The sequence below is a fragment of the Streptomyces sp. NPDC021749 genome (assembly GCF_040640655.1).
Taxonomy (GTDB): Bacteria; Actinomycetota; Actinomycetes; order Streptomycetales; family Streptomycetaceae; genus Streptomyces.
The window spans coordinates 14,280-32,883 of the sequence record NZ_JBFACE010000015.1; the positions used below are offsets into that span (position 1 = coordinate 14,280).

The following is an 18,604-nucleotide window of genomic DNA, read 5'->3' on the forward strand; positions in this document are numbered from 1 at the left end:
TCAAGCAAGAGCTGGAAGGCGGGCAGGATCAACGTGACGGCAGCCACTGAGCCCATCGGGGCCCTCGGGTCCATCGAAGCGCGGATCGCCGGGGAGCTCGGCGTCAAGGAGCGGCAGGTGAAGGCCGCGGTCGAACTGCTCGACGGTGGCTCGACCGTCCCGTTCATCGCGCGCTACCGCAAGGAGGCCACCGGGACGCTCGACGACGCGCAGCTGCGCTCGCTGGAGGAGCGGCTGCGCTATCTGCGGGAGCTGGAGGAGCGGCGCACCGCGGTCCTGGAGTCCGTACGGTCCCAGGGGAAGCTGGACGCCGCCCTGGAGGCGCAGATCCGCGGCGCCGACTCCAAGGCCCGGCTGGAGGACATCTACCTCCCCTTCAAGCCCAAGCGGCGCACCAAGGCGCAGATCGCGCGGGAGGCCGGTCTGGAGCCGCTCGCCGACGGGCTGCTCACCGACCCCTCCGTGGAACCGGCCACGGCCGCCGCGGCGTTCGTCGACCCGGACAAGGGCGTCGCCGATCCGGCGGCCGCCCTCGACGGTGCCCGCGCCATCCTGACCGAGCGGTTCGGCGAGGACCCGGACCTGATCGGCGAGCTGCGGGAACGGATGTGGTCCCGGGGCCGGGTGACGGCGAAGGTACGCGAGGGCAAGGAGGAGGCGGGCGCGAAGTTCGCCGACTACTTCGACTTCGCCGAGCCGTTCACCGAGCTGCCCTCGCACCGGGTGCTGGCGCTGTTCCGCGGCGAGAAGGAGGAGATCCTCGACCTCACCCTGGAGCCGGAGGACCCGTCGGAGGCCACCGAGGGGCCGAGCTCCTACGAGCGGTCCATCGCCGCGAAGTTCGGTATCGCGGACCGCGGGCGCCCCGCCGACCCCTGGCTGCTGGACACCGTCCGCTGGGCCTGGCGCACCCGCGTCCAGGTGCACCTGGGCATCGACCTGCGGCTCCGGCTGCGGCAGGCCGCCGAGGACGAGGCGGTGCGGGTCTTCGCGTCGAACCTGCGCGATCTGCTGCTCGCGGCGCCGGCCGGCACCCGCGCCACGATGGGCCTGGACCCCGGCTTCCGTACGGGCGTGAAGGTCGCGGTCGTGGACGCCACGGGCAAGGTGGCCGCCACCGACACGATCTACCCGCACGTCCCGCAGCAGAAGTGGGACGCCTCGCTGGCCACCCTGGCGAAGCTGGCCCGCGAGCACGACGTCGAGCTGATCGCGATCGGCAACGGCACCGCCTCCCGTGAGACCGACAAGCTGGCGGCCGACCTGATCGCGGCCCAGCCGGAGCTGAAGCTGACGAAGGTGATGGTGTCCGAGGCCGGCGCGTCGGTGTACTCCGCGTCCGCCTTCGCCTCCCAGGAACTGCCGGACCTGGACGTGTCGTTGCGCGGTGCGGTGTCCATCGCCCGCCGCCTGCAGGACCCGCTGGCCGAACTGGTCAAGATCGATCCGAAGTCGATCGGGGTCGGCCAGTACCAGCACGACCTGTCGGAGGTGAAGCTGTCGCGCTCGCTGGACGCGGTGGTCGAGGACTGCGTCAACGGCGTCGGCGTGGACGTCAACACCGCCTCCGCACCGCTGCTGTCGCGGGTGTCGGGCATCGGCTCCGGCCTGGCCGAGAACATCGTCGCGCACCGCGACGCCAACGGCCCGTTCCGCTCCCGCAAGGCCCTCAAGGACGTGGCCCGGCTCGGCCCGAAGGCGTACGAGCAGTGCGCGGGCTTCCTGCGGATCCGGGGCGGCGACGACCCGCTGGACGCCTCCAGCGTGCACCCGGAGGCGTACCCGGTGGTGCGCCGGATGGTGAAGTCGGCGGGCACCGAGGTCGGTTCGCTGATCGGCAACACGGCGGTGCTGCGCACCCTTGAGCCGGCCGATTTCGTCGACGACTCCTTCGGTCTGCCGACGGTGACCGACATCCTCCAGGAGCTGGAGAAGCCGGGCCGGGACCCGCGTCCGGTGTTCAAGACCGCGACCTTCAAGGAGGGCGTGGAGAAGATCGGCGACCTGGCGCCGGGGATGCTCCTGGAAGGTGTGGTGACCAACGTCGCCGCCTTCGGGGCGTTCGTGGACGTCGGCGTCCACCAGGACGGTCTGGTCCATGTCTCGGCGATGTCGCGGACCTTCGTCAAGGACCCGCGGGACGTGGTGAAGCCGGGCGACATCGTGCGGGTCAAGGTCCTCGACGTCGACATCCCGCGCAAGCGGATCTCCCTGACGCTGCGCCTCGACGACGAGCCCGGCAAGGGCGCCCCCACGGGCGGCGGCGAGCGCCGCGGCGGTGCGGGCGGCGGACGCGGGCCGCGCGACGGCGGCCGGGGCGGCGCGCCGCGGCAGCGCCAGGGCGGCGGCCGGCAGGGCGCCGGGCGCGGCAATGACCGCCGCGGCGGCGGCCGGGACGCCGGGCCGGCCAACGACGCCATGGCGGACGCGCTGCGCCGGGCCGGGCTGCTGGGCAAGGACGGCGGCGGCCGCTGACGGGCCGCCGGACCGGTCGGGCCCCGGGGAGTCTGCCGACACCCCGGGGCCTCCCCGTGTGCACCTCGTCAATCCCGTGGACGGGCCCGGCGGGCCGCCGTTAGTCTGCGTCCATGTCCAGCCCCGAGGCGTCAAGACGCTAGCCACCGGCCGTCCGGTGGCTCTCTCGCGTTGCCTCGCCGGCCCGGCGTTCCACCGTCGCGCCGCCCTCTCCTTGTGCTCCGCCGCCACCGGACCGTCGTCACCCGCCGTCAGCGCCGTCGTGCGCACGGCTTTCCCGTCCGACGTCTCGTCAGGACCGGTGTCGCTCCCCGCAGGTGCCCTGGCGTTCCGCTGCGCTCCTGTGAGGTGACGCGCGCCGGTCCCCGCTGTGGTTGCGGAGTGTTGCTGTGCCCTTCTTCCTGTATCTCCTCGGACTCGCCGTCTTCGCGCAAGGCACCTCCGAGTTCATGCTGTCCGGGCTGCTGCCGGACCTCGCCGCCGATCTGCGCGTCCCACTGTCCGCCGCGGGGTCGCTGACCTCGGCCTTCGCCGTCGGCATGGTCGTCGGGGCGCCGCTGATGGCGCTGCTCGCCCGGCGCTGGCCGCGCCGCCGGGCGCTGCTGGTGTTCCTGGTCACGTTCCTGCTGGTCCACGTGGCCGGCGCGGTCACCACCAGCTATCCGGTGCTGCTGGCCACCCGGGTCGTCGCGGCCCTGGCCAACGCCGGGTTCCTGGCCGTCGCCCTGGCCACCGCTGCCTCCGTGGTGCCCGCGGACGCCAAGGGCCGGGCCACCTCCGTGCTGCTCGGCGGCACCACCCTGGCCTGTGTCGCGGGCGTGCCCGCCGGCGCCCTGCTCGGTGCGGCGTGGGGGTGGCGCTCGGCGTTCTGGGCGGTCGCCGCGGTGTCGGTGCCGGCCGTGGTGGCGATCGTCCGGTCGGTCCCGGCCGACGGCGGGCGGGAGCCCGGCGGCCACGCGGTGCGGGCACGGGGCGAGCTGCGGACGCTGCGCTCACCCCGGCTGCTGCTGACCCTGCTCCTGGGCGCGCTGGTCAACGGCGCGACCTTCTGCACCTTCACCTATCTCGCGCCGCTGGTCACCGACGTCGCCGGGATCGGCGCCGGCCGGGTGCCGGCCGTTCTGGCGCTCTTCGGGCTGGGGGCGTTCGCCGGGGTGAGCGCCGGCGGGCGGCTGGCCGACACCCGTCCGGTGCCGCTGCTGACGGCCGGCGGGGCGGCGCTGCTCGCCGGGTGGACCGTGCTGGCGCTGACGGCCGGCAGCCCGGTGGCGGTCCTGCTGCTCGTCCCCGCCCTGGGGGCGCTGTCGTTCGGCGTCGGCTCCACCCTGGTGGCGCAGGCGCTCTACGCGGCGACCGGGGCGCCGGCCCTGGCCGGCGGGTTCGCCACGGCGGCGCTCAACGTGGGTGCCGCGCTGGGCCCCTGGCTGGGTGGCGCCGCCCTCACCACCGGGTCCGGCCACCGCGCTCCGGTGGCGGTCAGCGCCCTGCTCGTGGCCGTCGCGCTGGCGGTGGGCGGAGCGGCCCTGGCCGGCTCCCGCCGGCTCACCCGGCCCCGGCGTGCCCCCGGATGTGCTCCAGTTCCGCCGCGACGTCGGTGAGCGTGGCGCACTCCGGGTCGGCCCGCAGCTCGACGTCCGGCAGGCCCGTGCCCGGCCGGCTCCCCGGGTCCTCCAGGGCGTCGGCCATCGCGGAGAGCGCCCGGCACAGCCGCTCGGCCTCCTCGGTGCCCGGGCGGCGGGCACCGTGGTCGAGGCGTACCGCGCAGGCGGTCGCGGCGTCCACGATGCGTTCGGCGGCGGTGACCACGGCCGGCCAGTCGGGGTTGCGGTCCCGGGCGGCCAGGAGTTCGGCGGCGGCCGTCTCCGCGGCCGCCCGGGCCTCCGCCAGCGCCCGGTACGCGGCCCGGCGGAGCGCCAGCCGCTCGGCGGGGTCCGTACCGGGGCGGGCCGCCAGGACGTGCCGCAGGAAGCGTTCGGTGGCCCGCAGGGCCGCGGTGACCCGCTGACCGACCCGGCGGCGCGGGTCCGCGAGTCGCGGCAGATGCCCCACGACGAGCACGATGCCGCAGGCGATGGAGGTGTCGACGATCCGCTCGGCGGCGGCCTCCCGGGCCCCGCTGACGTACACGAACGACAGCACCATGAGGGTGATCGCCACGGTCTGCAGCGCGAAGTGCCGGATGGCGAACGGCAGCAGCGCCCCGCCCGCACCCGCCACCAGCGCGGGCCACCACTCCCCCGTCAGCAGCAGACCGGCCCCGGCGAAGACCAGCACCCCGGCGACGGTCCCGGCGAAGCGGTTGACGGTACGGGAGAACAGCGGGCCCAGGTCCGGCTTGACCAGGAAGGTGGCGGTCGCCGGGAGCCAGTACCAGTGGTCGGCCCGCAGCAGCAGCGCCACCGCCGCGCTCGCCGCGATGCAGAGCGCGACCCGCAGACCGTAGTCCCGGCCGGCAGGCCCGAGCAGTTCGTGCCCGCGCCGCGCCGGTTCCGGCCGCCCGGCACGCGGCCGGGTCCCCTTCAGCGGCTCGCTGCGGGCGAACGCCACCGCCGCGTCCAGCAGCGCCTGGTCGAAGGCGCCGCGGCCGGGTGTGCTGGTCGCGGGGGCGGACAGCCGGCCCGGTGGCCGGCCGGTGCGCAGCGCGGCGGCGAACCGGCGGGGGCTGTCGGCGACCCGGGCCGGCAGCGGGCGGGCCTCCCACAGCAGCGCGACGCTGGCCTCGCACAGTGCGGTGGCCGCGACGAACCGTTCGGCCAGCAGGAGTTCGTCCGAGCCGGCCGGACGGCGCAGCAGCCGGTCCGTCAGCAGGCGCAGCCGCAGCGCCTCGTCGGCGCGGTCCAGTGCGGCGGTGAGCCGGCGCCGGGCCGGCTCGGCACCGGTCCCGCCGGCCGCGCCCAGGGCGTCGGCCAGCGCGTCGAAGACCGTGGCGACCGCGGCACGCTCACCGCTGAGCGCACCGCCGGCCGGCCGCGGCGGGCGCAGCACCAGACGCAGCAGGAGCAGCCACAGACAGCCGGCGAGCAGCGTCAGGGCCTTGGCCCACGGTGCGCCGGGCAGCGGCATTCCGGCGCCCAGGACCGTGGTGGCCAGCATCTGCATCCCGGCGTTCGAGCAGACCGGCCCGGCGACGCTGCCCGCGCCGGAGACGAAACCGACCGCGAACAGCGCCGGTACCACCCACCAGCCCGCGTCCACGGCCCGCAGCGAGGCACCGATCAGCATCCCGAGCGCCGAGGCGAGCGCGGGCAGGCCGATGTGCACGATGCCGGTGCGGCGGGTGCCGGGGCGGTCGTTGACGCCGGCCAGCATGGAGCCGAGCGCGGCGAGCACGGCGGGCGCGGGGTGGCCGGTGGCGATGCCCGCGCCGAGCAGCGGCCCGGCGCAGAGCGCCCCGCGGGCAACGGCGGCCCAGGGCACGGGCAGCCGCTGCCAGCGGAACGGGTGGGCGAGCCAGGCGGGCACGGCGCGCTGCGCGCGGAGCATGGGCCTCCTCAGTCGACGGCGTACGGACGGCGGGCGGATCCGAGGGGCGACATCGGCCGACGGTGCTGCTCCCAGCCTAAAGGCCCGGTTCGTCGGCACCGCGTCCGGAGGGTTACCGCAAGATCACCGGTGGCGGAAGTCCGGCTGCCGTGGTGACCGCCCGGATGCCGAGCCGGAGGGGACACCTCGCGGGACTTCCCCCTAGCATCCGGCCATGACGATCGACACGGGCCCGGGCATCGACCCGGGCACGGACGAGGTGTGGGTGGTCGGCGGTGGCGTCATCGGGCTGACGTCGGCGGTGGCGCTGGCGGAGGACGGCCACCGGGTGCGGGTGGTGAGCCGGGACGCGGCGGACGCGACGACGTCCGCGGTGGCCGGCGGCCTGTGCTGGCCGTACCGCATCCGGCCCTTCGAGCGGGCGGTGGCCTGGTCCGTACGGTCCTTCGAGGTGCTGTCCGCGCTGGCGCGGCGGCCCGCGGAGACCGGGGCCCGGATGGTGACGGGCACGATGGCGACCGCCGCGGCGGGCGAGGACGACGGCCTCTCCGCCTGGTACGCGGCCGTTCCGGGACTACGGCCGGCCCGCCCTGACGAGCTCCCCGCGGGGACCGCCACGGCATGGCGGGCGTCTGCCCCGCTGGTGGACATGACGGTCCATCTCCACTATCTGGAACGCCGGCTGACCGCCGCCGGCGGCACGCTGGAACGCCGTGCGCTGACCTCCCTGGAGGAGGCCGGGCGGGCCGCCGGGGTGGTGGTGAACTGCTCCGGCCTGGGCGCCCGCGAGCTCGTCCCCGATCCCGAAGTACAGCCGGTGCAGGGCCAGTTGGTCGTCGTGGAGAACCCCGGGGTGCGGGAGTGGTTCGTGGCCGCGGAGGGCGGCGCGACGGACCCCACGTACCTGCTTCCGCAGCCGTACGGGCTGGTGCTGGGCGGTACGGCGCGCGAGGGCGCCTGGTCGCGGGAGCCGGACCCGGCGGTGGCGGAGGCGATCGTGGCGCGCTGCGCCGGGCCGTTCCCCGAGGTGGCGCGGGCCCGGGTCCTGGCACACAAGGTGGGCCTGCGCCCGGCGCGCCCCGCGGTGCGACTGGAGGCGGAACGCTTGCCGGGCGGCGCGTGGTGCGTCCACAACTACGGGCACGGGGGTGCGGGGATGACCGTGGCGTGGGGGTGCGCGGAGGAAGTGGTGGGGTGCGTGCGGACAGTGCTGGGTGCGGCCGGGCGGGAGTAGGCGGTGGGGGCGGGGTGAGAGGAGGCGGTTGGGACCGGGCGGGAGGCGGCGGTTGGGGCCGGGTGAGAGGAGGTGAGCGGGACGGGGCGGGAGGAGGCGGTTGGGGCCGGGCGGGAACAGGCGGCCGGTTCGGGAAGTGGGTGCGGCTCCCCTCCGCGGGCCCGCCGCTCGGCCCGGCAGGGCGGGCCCGCCGCCCGGCCCGGCCACAGACGGCCGGCCGGGCGGCGTTACGGCGTGCGGCCCGCCCGGGCGCAGTCGGCCAGCGGTGTGGCGGCCGTGAGGTGGTAGGCGGCCCGGCCGTCCAGCAGGAGCGGGACGAGGCGGCGCAGTGACTGGCGCAGCGGGACGACGACCGAGCCGTCCCGGTCCCGGATGCCGGTCACTCCGTGCAGCGACAGCTCGTCCCCGGTCTGTGCGAACTGCTCCGGGGTGAGCCGGTAGCCGCAGGGCGGGTCGGTCAGGACCTGGTCGGGGGCGGGGGGTTCGTTGTCCGCGCCGCCGAGGAGGACCGGGCCGCGGTCGGCGTAGCCGGTGAGCCGGGCGGCGGTGGTGGCCTCCTCGATGCGCCGGCGGTGCTGCGTGAGGAAGGCGAAGGCTCCCTTGAGCGCGGCGAGTTGGGAGGCGACCCGGCGTCTGTTGTTGACCGCCGGGTCGGCCTTCTCGGCGTCGGTGAGGGCGTCGACCCGGGTCTCGACGAGCAGCCCGACGGAGCCCTTCACCCCGGCGGTGTTGCGCAGGATGCGCTCCTGGCCGTCGCCGGCGACCTGCTTGACGGGGTCACCGGTCTCCGGGTCGGTCCAGATGCCGTAGACGCCGGTGCTGAAGCCGGCCTTCCGTACGGCGGGGGTGACGAAGTCCCGGGAGAGCGCGGCGGATTCCCGGTGCACGGGGCCCGCGGTGTTGAGGTTGCGCGGCCACAGCGACAGCAGGTCCTTCATGTAGTACGGCACGGTGGGGCCGTACTCGTGCAGGTCGTACACGGTGTCGGGGCGGTAGTCGCGGAGCACCCGGGCCATCGCGCGGGCCTCGGCGGTCTTCAGCGCGAGGTGGTCGCGGTTGATGTCCGTGCCCTCGGAGTTGCCGCGGGTGTCGGCGGCCCGGCCGTCGGGGTTGGCGGTGGGGAGGACCAGCACGCTGGTCTGCGCGAGGAAGCGCCGGGTGGCCCGGTCCGTGGCGTAGGCGAGGTCCCGGACGGTGGCCAGGCAGGCCTCGCGACCGGAGGGCTCGTCGCCGTGCTGGGAGCAGACGAGCAGTACGGAGTTGCCGCTCCGTACGGCGGCCGGGGAGGCGGGGGCCGGGGCGCCGATGCGGACGAGCCGGAGCGGGCGGCCCTGCGCGGTGGTGCCGATCCGGTCGATGCGGACGCGGGGGGTGGCGCGGTCGACGGTGGCCAGGAAGCGCTGTTCCTCGAACTCACTGGTCCAGCGCGCCCCCTGGCTGGTTTCGAACCCCGTACGGGGCAGGTGGTGTCCGGTCGCGCGGGCGGGTGGGGCCGGCAGGGTCGCGCCGAGGGTGGCGGTCAGACCGAAGGACAGCGTCGCGAGGGCGAGTCGGCGGGTACGGAGCATCACGGGCGGGTGCCTCCCTTGGGTGAGCGGTGGGGGTCGTCGGGGGCGGTGTGGGGGCCGGCCGTGCGGGTGGCCGGGGCGGGGTGGGGCCGGGGCCCGGGGTGGATGCGGCGGGCGGGTGCGGCCGTTCGCGGGGCCGCCCGCGGTGGGGCGGCCCCTAGGGGGTCTCCCTGGTCCGGCGGACCCTAGGGGTGCCTAGGGGTGCCTCCCTGGTCCGGCGCGGCCTGGGGACGGCGGGACCGGGAGACCGGCATCGACCGGGAGAGACCGGCATCCACCGGGAGGCACCCCTGGGTGGTCACTGCGCGCCGGGCATCCGGCTGATCGAGCGCGGCGGGGCGACCCCGGTCAGCGGTGCCGTGCGGTGCACGGGGCCGGACGCGTGCGCGGTGGTCCGCGCGAGGGCCGCGGGGCCGCCGGTCAGCGGCAGGCGTGCGGACGTGCGGGACAGGTCGAGGGTGAGGGTGGGCCGGGACGGGGGCGGGTCGATCAGCCCGGCGTCGGTGCCGGCCACGATCAGCGCGAGGCGGTGCCCGGCGGGCACGATGTGGTCGGTGGCGGCCAGGTCGAGGGTGAGGGTGTAGGGCTTGCCGGGGGTGAGCGGGCGGCCCTCGCGGGGGTCGGCGTAGTTCCCGAGGTCGGCCCAGCCGCGGCTGAAGACGGTGTGCGCGACGTTCTCGGTGTCGGCGGCGGTCTCCTTGAAGCAGCCGGTGTCCCCGTTGGTGCCGGCGCCCCAGCAGGTGCGCCGGTCGAGGGTGGTGATGCCCTCGCCGTCGGCGCCGTAGTTGCGGATGGTGTCGGGGCCGAGGTCCACCAGGACGGCGGAGAGGTGGGCGGTGGAGGTGCTCGGGGTGACGGTGACGGTCACCGATCCGGAGCCGGACAGCCGCAGGGGCGCGCGCAGCGGCCCGGTGGTGAACCCGGCCTTGGCGGGCGTCGGCCGGTCGATGTGGGCCGCCCAGTCGGCCTCGCCGAGCCGGGGGTCGTCGGTGAAGGTCTCGGTGGCGCCCTGGGGTGCCTTCTCGGCCCCGAGGACGCCGACGCCGGGTTCCTGGCCGGCGCGCGGGCGCAGTGTGGTGGCCGTGGTGCCGGGCGCGGGCCACTGCGGGTCGGTGGACCAGACGCCGGGCGAACGCTCGATGTCGGCCATCGGGGCGCGTTCGATGCCGTTGTCGTAGCCCATCAAATAGTGGTCGAACCAGTGGTGCAGGGTCTTGACCCAGTCGGTGCGCCGGTAGTCGAAGGGGTCGACGTGCCCGGTCTGCGAGAGCCAGATCTTGCGCGCGACGCCGTGCCGGGCGAGTGCGTCCCACCACTGACCGGCGTGCCGGGTGCGGACGTTGAGGTCCTGCATGCCGTGCACCAGGAAGACGCTGGCCCGGACCTTGCCGGCGTTGCGGACGTAGTCCCGTTCGGTCCACAGCGCGGTCCAGTCACCGCTGCGCGGGGCCCCGTCGACGAGCTTCTTCTGGACGGCGGCGCATCGTTTCTGCGCGTCCGGGCTGTCGACGGCGTGGGCGAGCGCGTCCGGGCCGGAGTCGTACAGCGGGGCGCCCTTGGCGAAGTAGTAGTCGTACCAGGAGGAGATGCCGGCGATCGGGACGATGGTTTTCAGCCCCTTGACCCCGGTGGCCGCGACGCCGTTGGCGATGGTGGCGTCCCAGCTCTTGCCGATCATGCCGGTGCTGCCGTTGGACCAGTCGGCGGTGACGGGTCTGCCTCCGGTGCGGGCGGTGTACGCGCGGCCCCGGCCGCCCAGCCAGTCGACGACGGCCTTGGCCGACCGGATGTCGGAGCGGCCGCCGACGTCGACGCAGCCGTCCGAGCGGTTGGTGCCGGCCAGGTCGACCAGCACCGTCGCATAGCCGCGCGGCACGAAGTAGTTGTCGTAGAAGAGCGGGAACTGCACCGGCCGGCCGTGGCCGTCGTAGGTCTTCTTCTGGCTCTCGTTGCCGCGTCCGCAGCACGAGTAGTACGGGCTGGCGTCCATGATCACCGGTATGCGGCGGCCCTGGCGGGCGGGTTCGGACGGCCGCACGATGTCGACGGCGACGCGGTCGCTCCGTCCGTCCGCATCGCCGTCGAGCCGGGTGTCGACCCACACCGATTCGCGTATCGCGTGGTCGTAGGAGTACACGGGTCTGCTCTCGCCGGGCGCCGCCTGCGCGGCGGCCGGCCCGATCAGTGCGGACAGCAGCGCGGCGACCGCCGCCAGCACGAGCGCCGTGAAGGGAATGCGGGGAAACCGCGCAGGATTCGTCACGGGCGGACCGTAGCGCGGCTCAACTCCCGTGCGTAAGGGTGCGGGTGACGACGGCCGTGCGGTCGGTGACGGCCGGATCCCAAGGGTCGCACGGGACCGGGCGGGGCGAAGGGCCCCGCGAGGCGCACGGCACCGGCCGGGGCGGTGGGTGGTTCATGTCGGTCATGTGTCAGATCCGGCCATGTCCATGACGCTGCCCCGGTGGGCTGTCTAGGGTCTGAACCAGAGCCATCCCCCTACGAGTTGGAGGACTCGTGCGTCACAGACTCCTCGTCCCGGGCGCGGCCGCGCTCAGTCTGCTGCTGGCAATCCCGGCTTCCGCGGCCGACTTCTCCCCGGGCGCTCCGGGCGTGGGCGACACCTACTACCCCGAGAGCGGGAACGGCGGATACGACGTTTCCCACTACGACCTGCGGCTCAAGTACCAGCCGAAGACGGACCTGCTGGAGGGCACGGCGACGCTGCTCGCCACCACCACCCAGGACCTCTCCCGCTTCAACCTGGACTTCGGCCTCAAGGTCAGCGAGATACGGGTCAACGGCAAGAAGGCCACCTTCGCCACCTCCGGCAAGCACGAGGTGGAGGTCACCCCGGCCGCACCGCTGGAGAAGGGCCGCCAGATCAGCGTCGTCGTGCGCTATGCGGGCAAGCCCTCCGAGCTGAAGATCGACGACTTCACCGCCTGGGCCCGCACGCCCGACGGCGCCGTGATCGCCCAGGAGCCGGACTCCGCGGTGTGGTGGTTCCCGAGCAACGACCACCCCACCGACAAGGCGACCTACGACATCTCGGTCGCGGTCCCGGACGGCACCCAGGCACTCAGCAACGGCGTGCTGGCCTCGCAGACCTCCAAGCTCGGCTGGACGCGCTACAACTGGCGCTCGGACAAGCCGCAGGCGACGTATCTGACGACGCTGGCGGTCGGCAAGTTCGACCTCACCACCGACACGACGGCCAACGGCCTGCCGGTGATCAACGCCGTCAGCAAGGACCTCGGCGCGAACGAGGGCTCGGCGCGGGCGAGCATCGAGCGCACCACCGAGATCACCGAGTGGCTGGAGAGCGTCTTCGGCCCGTATCCGTTCAACGCGGTCGGCGGCTACGTCCCGAACGTGCCGGCGCGGTACGCCCTGGAGACCCAGACCCGTCCGTTCTACGGCAAGAAGGCCTTCGACCGGGGCACCAACGTCTCGGTCGTGGTGCACGAGCTGGCACACCAGTGGTACGGCGACAGCGTCTCGCTCAAGGACTGGAAGGACATCTGGATCAACGAGGGCTTCGCCGCCTACAGCCAGTGGCTGTGGTCGGAGAAGGAGGGCGAGGGCACGGCGCAGGAACTGGCGGACTACGTCTACGCCCAGCACCCGGCCGACGACCCGTTCTGGACGGTCAAGCCGGGCAACCCCGGCGCGGAGAACCAGTTCGACGGCGCCGTCTACGACCGCGGCGCGCTGGCCCTGCAGGCGCTCCGCAACAAGGTCGGCGACAAGGTCTTCTTCGACCTCCTCAAGTCCTGGCCGACCGAGCACAAGTACGGCAACGCCTCGGTGGCCGACTTCGTGACGTTCGCCGAGAAGAAGTCCGGCAAGCAGCTGGCCGGTTTCTTCGACACCTGGCTGTTCCAGCCGTCCAAGCCCGCGGCGGGCGCGGCCAAGCGGACCCTGGGTGCGCCCCGGGGACCGGTGGCGCAGCCGAAGTCCTGGAAGCAGATCGCGGCCACGCACGACGTGCACGGGCACTGATCCCCGGCCGCACGGCGGCCGCCGAGCGCTGAACCGGGCGGAGCCGGGGCCCTCACCCCCCGGCTCCGCCCCCGTACGTCGTCCCCCAGGGACCGCTAGCGGGGCGCCGCCCGGCGCGCCGCGCACCGGGCGCGGCGGGCGATCGGCATGAAGCGCAGCCGCTCCGGAAGGACCGGAACCACCACGCGCACCACTCGGCCGAAGCGGCGCAGCCGGCGCTCCTGCGCCTCGGTCCACTCCAGGCCGATGGCGCGCCGGGCGTCCGGCGGCATCAGGCCGATGCTGACGAACCGTCGGAAGCGGGCGAACCGCGGGCGCAGCCAGGGCCAGACCAGCCGGAGCAGCAGCCGCAGCCAGCGCGGACCGCGGTCGGGCACCGGCAGCGGCGGATCCGGGTCGATCAACTCCCGTACTACTGCGGTCGCTTCGAGGTGGCTGTCGAGGACCCGGCGGTAGTACGGCCAGAACTCCTCGATGGTCTGCGGCATATCGCGGTCCTGGATGCCCAGCACCCGGCCGACCTGGAGCCATTCCGCGTAGAGCTGCCGCTCCTGCGCCTCGGTGAAGGGGCGGCCGAGGTAACGCTGGGCGTACCGGAAGACGGGGTAACCGGTGGCGTGCACCCAGGCGTAGGTCGCGGGGGTGAGCGCGTGGTACGAGCGGCCGTGCGGGTCGGTGCCCTGGATGGTGCGGTGCAGCCGGCGCAGCCGGCGGCCCTCCTCGGCCGCGCCGTCGCCGCCGTAGACCCACAGCTGCAGCGAGACCAGCGAGCGCTCGCCACGGCCCCACGGATCGGTCCGGAAGGCGGAGTGGTCGTCCACGCCGGCGCCCACCGCGGGGTGCGCGACCTGCATGGTCAGCGCCGGGGGCAGGGTGAGCAGCATGCGGATGTCCCCCGCCAACGACCAGAGGACGCCACCAACCGGTGGGGGGTTTGGCTGGCCTTTCTCCATATTCATAGCATTTCACATAATACGGCGCCCCCCGACGACGCGTGAGCAGCGGAATCCCCACCCACGCCGCGCCGACCCGGCGCGGTCCGTACATCTCCTGCCTCCCGGACGGTTACCTAGAAGTAATGTCACCTGGTTGGATGGCGCCGCCGGACCAAATCCCCACCCCCATAGGGAGATTCAGTGTCGAACCCAGCGCCGCGCACGCCGTCCGCCGCGAGCCGTCGCACCGCCGCTCTCGCCGCGGTCCTCGCCGCCGCGACCGTGACCGCCGCGTCCCCCACCGCTTCGGCCGCCACCGCCCCCCACCTGAAGGTGCTGAGCTACAACACCTTCCTGATGAGCAAGAACCTCTATCCCAACTGGGGCCAGGACCACCGCGCAGAGGCGATCGCGGCCGCGGACTTCTTCCAGGGCAACGACGTCGTCGTGCTCCAGGAAGCGTTCGACAACTCCTCCTCCGATGCTCTGAAGTCCCGGGCCGCCGGGCAGTATCCGCACCAGACTCCGGTGGTGGGCCGGAGCAGGAGCGGCTGGGACGCCACCGGCGGCGCCTACTCGGCCGTCACCCCGGAGGACGGCGGGGTGACCCTGCTGAGCAAGTGGCCGATCCTGCGCAAGGAGCAGTACGTCTACAAGGACGCCTGCGGTTCGGACTCCTTCTCCAACAAGGGCTTCGTCTATGCGGTACTGGACGTCAACGGCGCCAAGGTGCACGTCGTCGGCACCCACACCCAGTCCACCGACTCGGGCTGCAAGGCGGGCGAGGCGGCCGCGGACCGCGCCGGGCAGCTCAAGGAGATCGACGCCTTCCTGGACGCCAAGAACATCCCGGCGGACGAGGAGGTCATGGTCGCCGGCGACCTGAACGTCGACTCCCACAGCGCGGAGTACAACGCCCTGCTCGGCAACGGCGATCTGGCCCCGGCCGACAGCCGCACCGGGCACCCGTACTCCTTCGACACCCAGGAGAACTCCATCGCGAGGTACCGCTACCCCGACGACCCCCGCGAGGACCTGGACTACGTGCTGCACCGCAACGGCCATGCCCGGCCCGCCGACTGGCAGAACGAGGTGGTCAAGGAGGAGTCGGCGCCCTGGACCGTCTCCAGCTGGGGCAAGGACTACACCTACACCAACCTCAGCGATCACTATCCGCTGATCGGCGGCTGAGCCCGGGCCCGCACCGCGGCCGGCGGGCGGGGAGCCAGTGGTCGTAGACCGTCAGTGGTCGTAGACCGTCACCGGTATGCCGCGCCGGGTGAGCCGCTCGGCTATCAGCGGCTCCACCCGGGACCACTTCCCGCCCGCCAGCCCGCAGCCGATCCGCGGCATATGGACCGACGCCCCGAGCTCCACGGCCTTGTCCGCGACCCGTCCCAGCCCGGCGTCGATGGCCTCGTACCGCACCGGAACGCCCTTGCTGCCGGTCCTGATACCCCGCTGGCCGACGACGTTGGCCACCCACAGCCGGTCGCCGACCTGGACGAACTGGGCGGCGCCCAGCCCGAAGTCGTTGCCCGCGCGCTCGCGGTGCCATCTGCGGTAGGCCGCCTCGGGCTCCGGCCAGCGGCGGGAGAGTGCGAGGACGAAGCCCTTGCCCCAGCCGCCCAGGTCGTTGCAGACATGCGCGATGATCTTGACGCCCTTGCCCTGTGGTGCGGTGGCGTCCCCCTTGACGTAGGAAATCCCCGTGTTTTCGGTCATGTGTTCACAGTAGAGCCGACCACTGACAATCGGCCGGGCCGCACGACGGCCGGGCGGGAACGGGCCCGGCAGCCGGCGCACGCACGAGGGCGGCCGCGGGGACCTTCCGGCCCGCCGCGACCGCCCTGTCGTACTCAGGCGTCGCTGGGTGTGCGACTACTCCGCCGCTTGCAGCTCGCGTTCCTTGGCGATCCGGGCCACCCGGCCGCGGACCCCGAACCAGCCGGCGGCCAGCGCGGCGGCGAGGACCGGGATCAGCAGCACGGTCTTGCGGCCGACACCGTCGTCGAACCACATCAGCACGATGACGCCGAGCAGGAAGGCGATGGTGGCGATGTCCGTGACCGGGGTGCCCGGCAGCCGGAACCGCGGTCGCTCAAGCTGCCCCTGCTTCGTGCGGCGCACGAAGACCATGTGGCAGATCATGATCGTGCACCAGGTGCTGATGATGCCGAGCGCCGCGATGTTCAGCACGATCTCGAAGGCCTCGCCCGGGAGCCAGTAGTTCAGCCCGACACCGAGCACGCACACCGCGGAGGTGAGCATGATGCCGCCGTACGGGACCTGGTTGCGGTTCATCAGGCCGGCGAACTTCGGTGCCGAGCCGGCCATCGACATGGAGCGCAGGATCCGGCCGGTCGAGTACAGACCGGAGTTCAGGCTGGACATGGCCGCGGTCAGCACGACGAGGTTCATCACGTCGCCGGCCGCCGGGACACCGACATTGGAGAGCACGGTGACGAACGGGCTCTGGCCGGCGGTGTACTTGTTCCACGGCAGCAGCATCGCCAGCAGGATCACCGAGCCGACGTAGAAGACGCCCACCCGCCACATGATGGAGTTGACGGCCTTCGGTACGACCTTCTGCGGCTCGCCGGTCTCACCGGCGGTGACGCCGACCAGCTCGACCGCGGAGTAGGCGAAGACCACGCCCTGGAGCACGATCACCACGGGCAGCAGACCGGTCGGGAAGATACCGCCGTGGTCGGTGATCAGGCTCAGGCCCGGCGAATGACCGCCGACCTGGTGGTGGGTGGCCAGCAGGAAGATGCCGATGAACATGAAGACGACCAGCGCGGCGACCTTGATGATCGCGAACCAGAACTCCAGCTCACCGAAGATCTTCACGGAGATCAGGTTCACCGTCAGCACGACCGCCAGCGCGATCAGCGCCATCACCCACTGCGGGATGTCGGTGAACAGGCTCCAGTAGTGCGTGTAGAGCGCGATCGCGGTGATGTCGGCGATACCGGTCGTCGACCAGTTCACGACGTACATCCAGCCGGCGACGTAGGCGCCCTTCTCCCCCAGGAACTCACGGGCGTAGGAGACGAACGACCCGGACGACGGGCGGTGCAGCACCAGCTCGCCGAGGGCGCGCACGACGAAGAAGGCGAAGAGGCCGCAGACCGCGTACGCGACAGCCAGCGCGGGGCCGGCGGAGTGCAACCGGCCGCCGGCGCCCAGGAACAGGCCGGTGCCGATCGCGCCACCGATGGCGATCATGTTGATGTGCCGGCCCTTGAGGCCCTTGCTGTACCCCGCGTCGCCCGCGTCCTGCTGCGCGCCGCTCCCCCCGTCAGGTGACCTGTGGGCTGTCTCGGTGACGGTTTCCGTGCTCACTGCTGGTGCATCTCGCTTTCGGGCAGGCGCTGGAGCGATGACCGGTCCCGCGGGTCGCGCGGACGGCCGACGGCACACCTTCCCTGAAGAGCGGCCCCCCGTCTGTGGGCAAGATCACAGCGTGTATAGGCCATCCAAGATTTGTCCGTATTTCGCGCGAATTATCCGGCGATGCATTTTGAAAGGCGGGGTCAGTTCGCCCGTTTCGTGACCCCACTCCTCGCCCAGCAACGCAAACTTCTTGACTTGTTCTGTTCGGTTCAAGCGCGCGTTCGCCACCACAACGGACCGCTCAACGTCCGCCCTCACCTTCGGATGCCCGGCCAGTCCCGGCCGCGTGCCACAATCCACAGGTTTAACAAGAGTGGTGAGACAGCAATACTGTTGAACATGGAGTCCGCCACCGATCTGACGGTCGACGAACTGGCCGCCCGCGCCGGCGTCACCGTCCGCACGATCCGCTTCTACAGCACCCGCGGCCTGCTGCCACCGCCGGAGATCGGGCCCCGCCGGGTCGGCCGTTACGGCCCGGACCACCTCTCGCGGCTCGCCCTCATCGAGGAACTCCAGCACCAGGGCCTCACCCTGTCGGCCATCGAGCGCTATCTGCAGCAGCTGCCGCCCGACCTGAGCGCCCAGGACCTCGCCATTCACCGTGCGCTGGTGGCGAGTTGGGTCCCGGACAAGGCCGAGGACGCCACCCGCGACCAGTTGGAGCGCCGGGTCGGCCGTGAGCTGACCGAGGAGGACCTGGACCGGCTGGCGGCCATGAGCGTGCTCGTACGAACCGAGGACCCCCGGGTCTTCCGGGTCGACCCCGGCCTGCTGCACCTCGGCACCCGCCTGCTGGACGTACCGATCACGCTGGAGACCATCCTGGCGGCGCGCTCCGTCGTCATCGAGCACACCCGCTCGGCGGCCCGCGAGCTGAGCCGGCTGTTCAAGGACGAGGTATGGGGGCCACACCGGGAGGGCGGACCGGACCCGGAGGAGATGGCGCGGATGAAGACGCTCTCGGCCCATATGCAGCCGATGGTGGTGCAGGCACTGGTCACCGCCTTCCAACGGTCGATGAAGCAGGAACTGCGGGAGTGGTTCGAGGCAGAGGGCGGGCCACCAGCCTCAGGGGATCGCGCCCCGCAGGAGTAAGCGGGCTCGTCGGATCGCTCACTCGCCACTCGTCACGCGTCGGATCGCCAGCTCGTCACTCGTCGGATCGCTCACTCGTCACTCGTCGGCTCGTCGGCTCGTCGGCTCGTCGCTCGTCGGCTCGTCGCTCGTCGGCTCGTCAGGGTGGCCGTCCCCGCGAGACCGAGCCCCCCCCCGCCAAACCGAGCCCCCTGGCGGCCGCCGGGCATGCGGGACCGCCGGGTATGCGGGAGCGAGAGCCCCGCGGGAGGCAGGAGGCAGGAGGCGGCAGGAGGAGCCAGGGCGTGGGCGCTTCCCCCGCCCTACTCCTGGCGTCGCCCCGCTCCGCGGGACCTGTCCGCCCCACACCTTTGGGCCTCACACCTTTGGACATCGCCCCTCCGTACCTTCTGCCCGACCGTCCGGCG

The 18,604-nt window shown here is 73.2% G+C and carries 12 protein-coding genes and 1 pseudogene; 6 read left to right on the forward strand and 7 right to left on the reverse strand.

Annotated features, from left to right (window positions below; all coding sequences use genetic code 11):
• Window positions 1-33: 33 nt before the first annotated feature.
• Together AB0G35_RS16955 and AB0G35_RS16960 are read left to right on the forward strand one after the other, a co-directional pair.
• Window positions 34-2,475 (forward strand): Tex family protein, encoded by a 2,442-nt coding sequence (locus tag AB0G35_RS16955; RefSeq protein WP_360949299.1) that lies wholly within the window; start codon window positions 34-36, stop codon window positions 2,473-2,475.
• A gap of 389 nt (window positions 2,476-2,864) precedes the next feature.
• The gene (locus AB0G35_RS16960) at window positions 2,865-4,073 is read left to right on the forward strand and encodes a Cmx/CmrA family chloramphenicol efflux MFS transporter (protein WP_360949301.1); all 1,209 of its coding nucleotides are present in this window, start codon (window positions 2,865-2,867) and stop codon (window positions 4,071-4,073) included.
• On the opposite strand, the gene AB0G35_RS16965 is transcribed toward AB0G35_RS16960, so the two are convergent.
• Complete coding sequence (locus AB0G35_RS16965; protein WP_360949303.1) at window positions 4,018-5,958, reverse strand: FUSC family protein; 1,941 nt, start codon at window positions 5,956-5,958, stop codon at window positions 4,018-4,020. The genes AB0G35_RS16960 and AB0G35_RS16965 overlap by 56 nt on opposite strands.
• Before the next feature lie 214 nt (window positions 5,959-6,172).
• Between AB0G35_RS16965 and AB0G35_RS16970 the strand changes: the two genes are divergently transcribed.
• Complete coding sequence (locus AB0G35_RS16970; RefSeq protein ID WP_360949305.1) at window positions 6,173-7,192, forward strand: FAD-dependent oxidoreductase; 1,020 nt, start codon at window positions 6,173-6,175, stop codon at window positions 7,190-7,192.
• Window positions 7,193-7,419: 227 nt separating this feature from the next.
• Here AB0G35_RS16970 and AB0G35_RS16975 read toward each other — a convergent pair whose 3' ends face one another.
• Both AB0G35_RS16975 and AB0G35_RS16980 read right to left on the reverse strand, forming a co-directional pair.
• Window positions 7,420-8,763 carry a M14 family metallocarboxypeptidase gene (locus AB0G35_RS16975; protein WP_360949307.1) on the reverse strand — a complete coding sequence of 448 codons (1,344 nt, stop codon included), beginning with the start codon at window positions 8,761-8,763 and terminating at the stop codon, window positions 7,420-7,422.
• A gap of 295 nt (window positions 8,764-9,058) precedes the next feature.
• A complete protein-coding gene (locus AB0G35_RS16980; protein ID WP_360949309.1) occupies window positions 9,059-11,023 on the reverse strand; it encodes a Xaa-Pro dipeptidyl-peptidase in 1,965 nt (654 codons plus the stop codon).
• 254 nt (window positions 11,024-11,277) lie between these two features.
• Between AB0G35_RS16980 and AB0G35_RS16985 the strand changes: the two genes are divergently transcribed.
• On the forward strand, window positions 11,278-12,765 hold the full coding sequence (locus AB0G35_RS16985; RefSeq protein ID WP_360949311.1) for a M1 family metallopeptidase: 1,488 nt from the start codon (window positions 11,278-11,280) through the stop codon (window positions 12,763-12,765).
• Between the two features lie 95 nt (window positions 12,766-12,860).
• Here the strand turns inward: AB0G35_RS16985 and AB0G35_RS16990 are convergent, their stop codons facing one another.
• Entirely contained in the window at window positions 12,861-13,718 is an 858-nt protein-coding gene (locus tag AB0G35_RS16990) for an oxygenase MpaB family protein (RefSeq protein WP_360949313.1), read from the reverse strand.
• Window positions 13,719-13,901: 183 nt separating this feature from the next.
• On the opposite strand from AB0G35_RS16990, the gene sph reads away from it, so the two are divergent.
• A complete protein-coding gene (sph, locus tag AB0G35_RS16995; protein ID WP_360949315.1) occupies window positions 13,902-14,891 on the forward strand; it encodes a sphingomyelin phosphodiesterase in 990 nt (329 codons plus the stop codon).
• 51 nt (window positions 14,892-14,942) lie between these two features.
• On the opposite strand, the gene AB0G35_RS17000 is transcribed toward sph, so the two are convergent.
• The 3 genes and pseudogenes from AB0G35_RS17000 to AB0G35_RS17010 all read right to left on the reverse strand — a co-directional run.
• Window positions 14,943-15,425, reverse strand: a complete 483-nt coding sequence (locus tag AB0G35_RS17000; RefSeq protein WP_360949317.1) for a macro domain-containing protein — start codon at window positions 15,423-15,425, stop codon at window positions 14,943-14,945.
• Between the two features lie 156 nt (window positions 15,426-15,581).
• Entirely contained in the window at window positions 15,582-17,048 is a 1,467-nt protein-coding gene (locus AB0G35_RS17005) for an amino acid permease (protein ID WP_360949319.1), read from the reverse strand.
• Window positions 17,049-17,162: 114 nt separating this feature from the next.
• Window positions 17,163-17,390, reverse strand: a pseudogene (locus AB0G35_RS17010) (long-chain fatty acid--CoA ligase); the annotation flags it as partial.
• Window positions 17,391-17,438: 48 nt separating this feature from the next.
• Here AB0G35_RS17010 and AB0G35_RS17015 point away from each other — a divergent pair.
• The gene (locus AB0G35_RS17015; protein WP_360949321.1) at window positions 17,439-18,197 is read left to right on the forward strand and encodes a MerR family transcriptional regulator; all 759 of its coding nucleotides are present in this window, start codon (window positions 17,439-17,441) and stop codon (window positions 18,195-18,197) included.
• Window positions 18,198-18,604 lie beyond the last annotated feature (407 nt).

Bases quoted from the DNA above. Each gene is read 5' to 3' on its own strand.
- AB0G35_RS16965 (WP_360949303.1), bottom strand. From the start codon at position 5,958: ATGCTCCGCGCGCAGCGCGCCGTGCCCGCCTGGCTCGCCCACCCGTTC.
- AB0G35_RS16990 (WP_360949313.1), bottom strand. From the start codon at position 13,718: ATGGAGAAAGGCCAGCCAAACCCCCCACCGGTTGGTGGCGTCCTCTGG.
- AB0G35_RS16970 (WP_360949305.1), top strand. From the start codon at position 6,173: ATGACGATCGACACGGGCCCGGGCATCGACCCGGGCACGGACGAGGTG.
- AB0G35_RS17015 (WP_360949321.1), top strand. From the start codon at position 17,439: ATGGAGTCCGCCACCGATCTGACGGTCGACGAACTGGCCGCCCGCGCC.
- AB0G35_RS17000 (WP_360949317.1), bottom strand. From the start codon at position 15,425: ATGACCGAAAACACGGGGATTTCCTACGTCAAGGGGGACGCCACCGCA.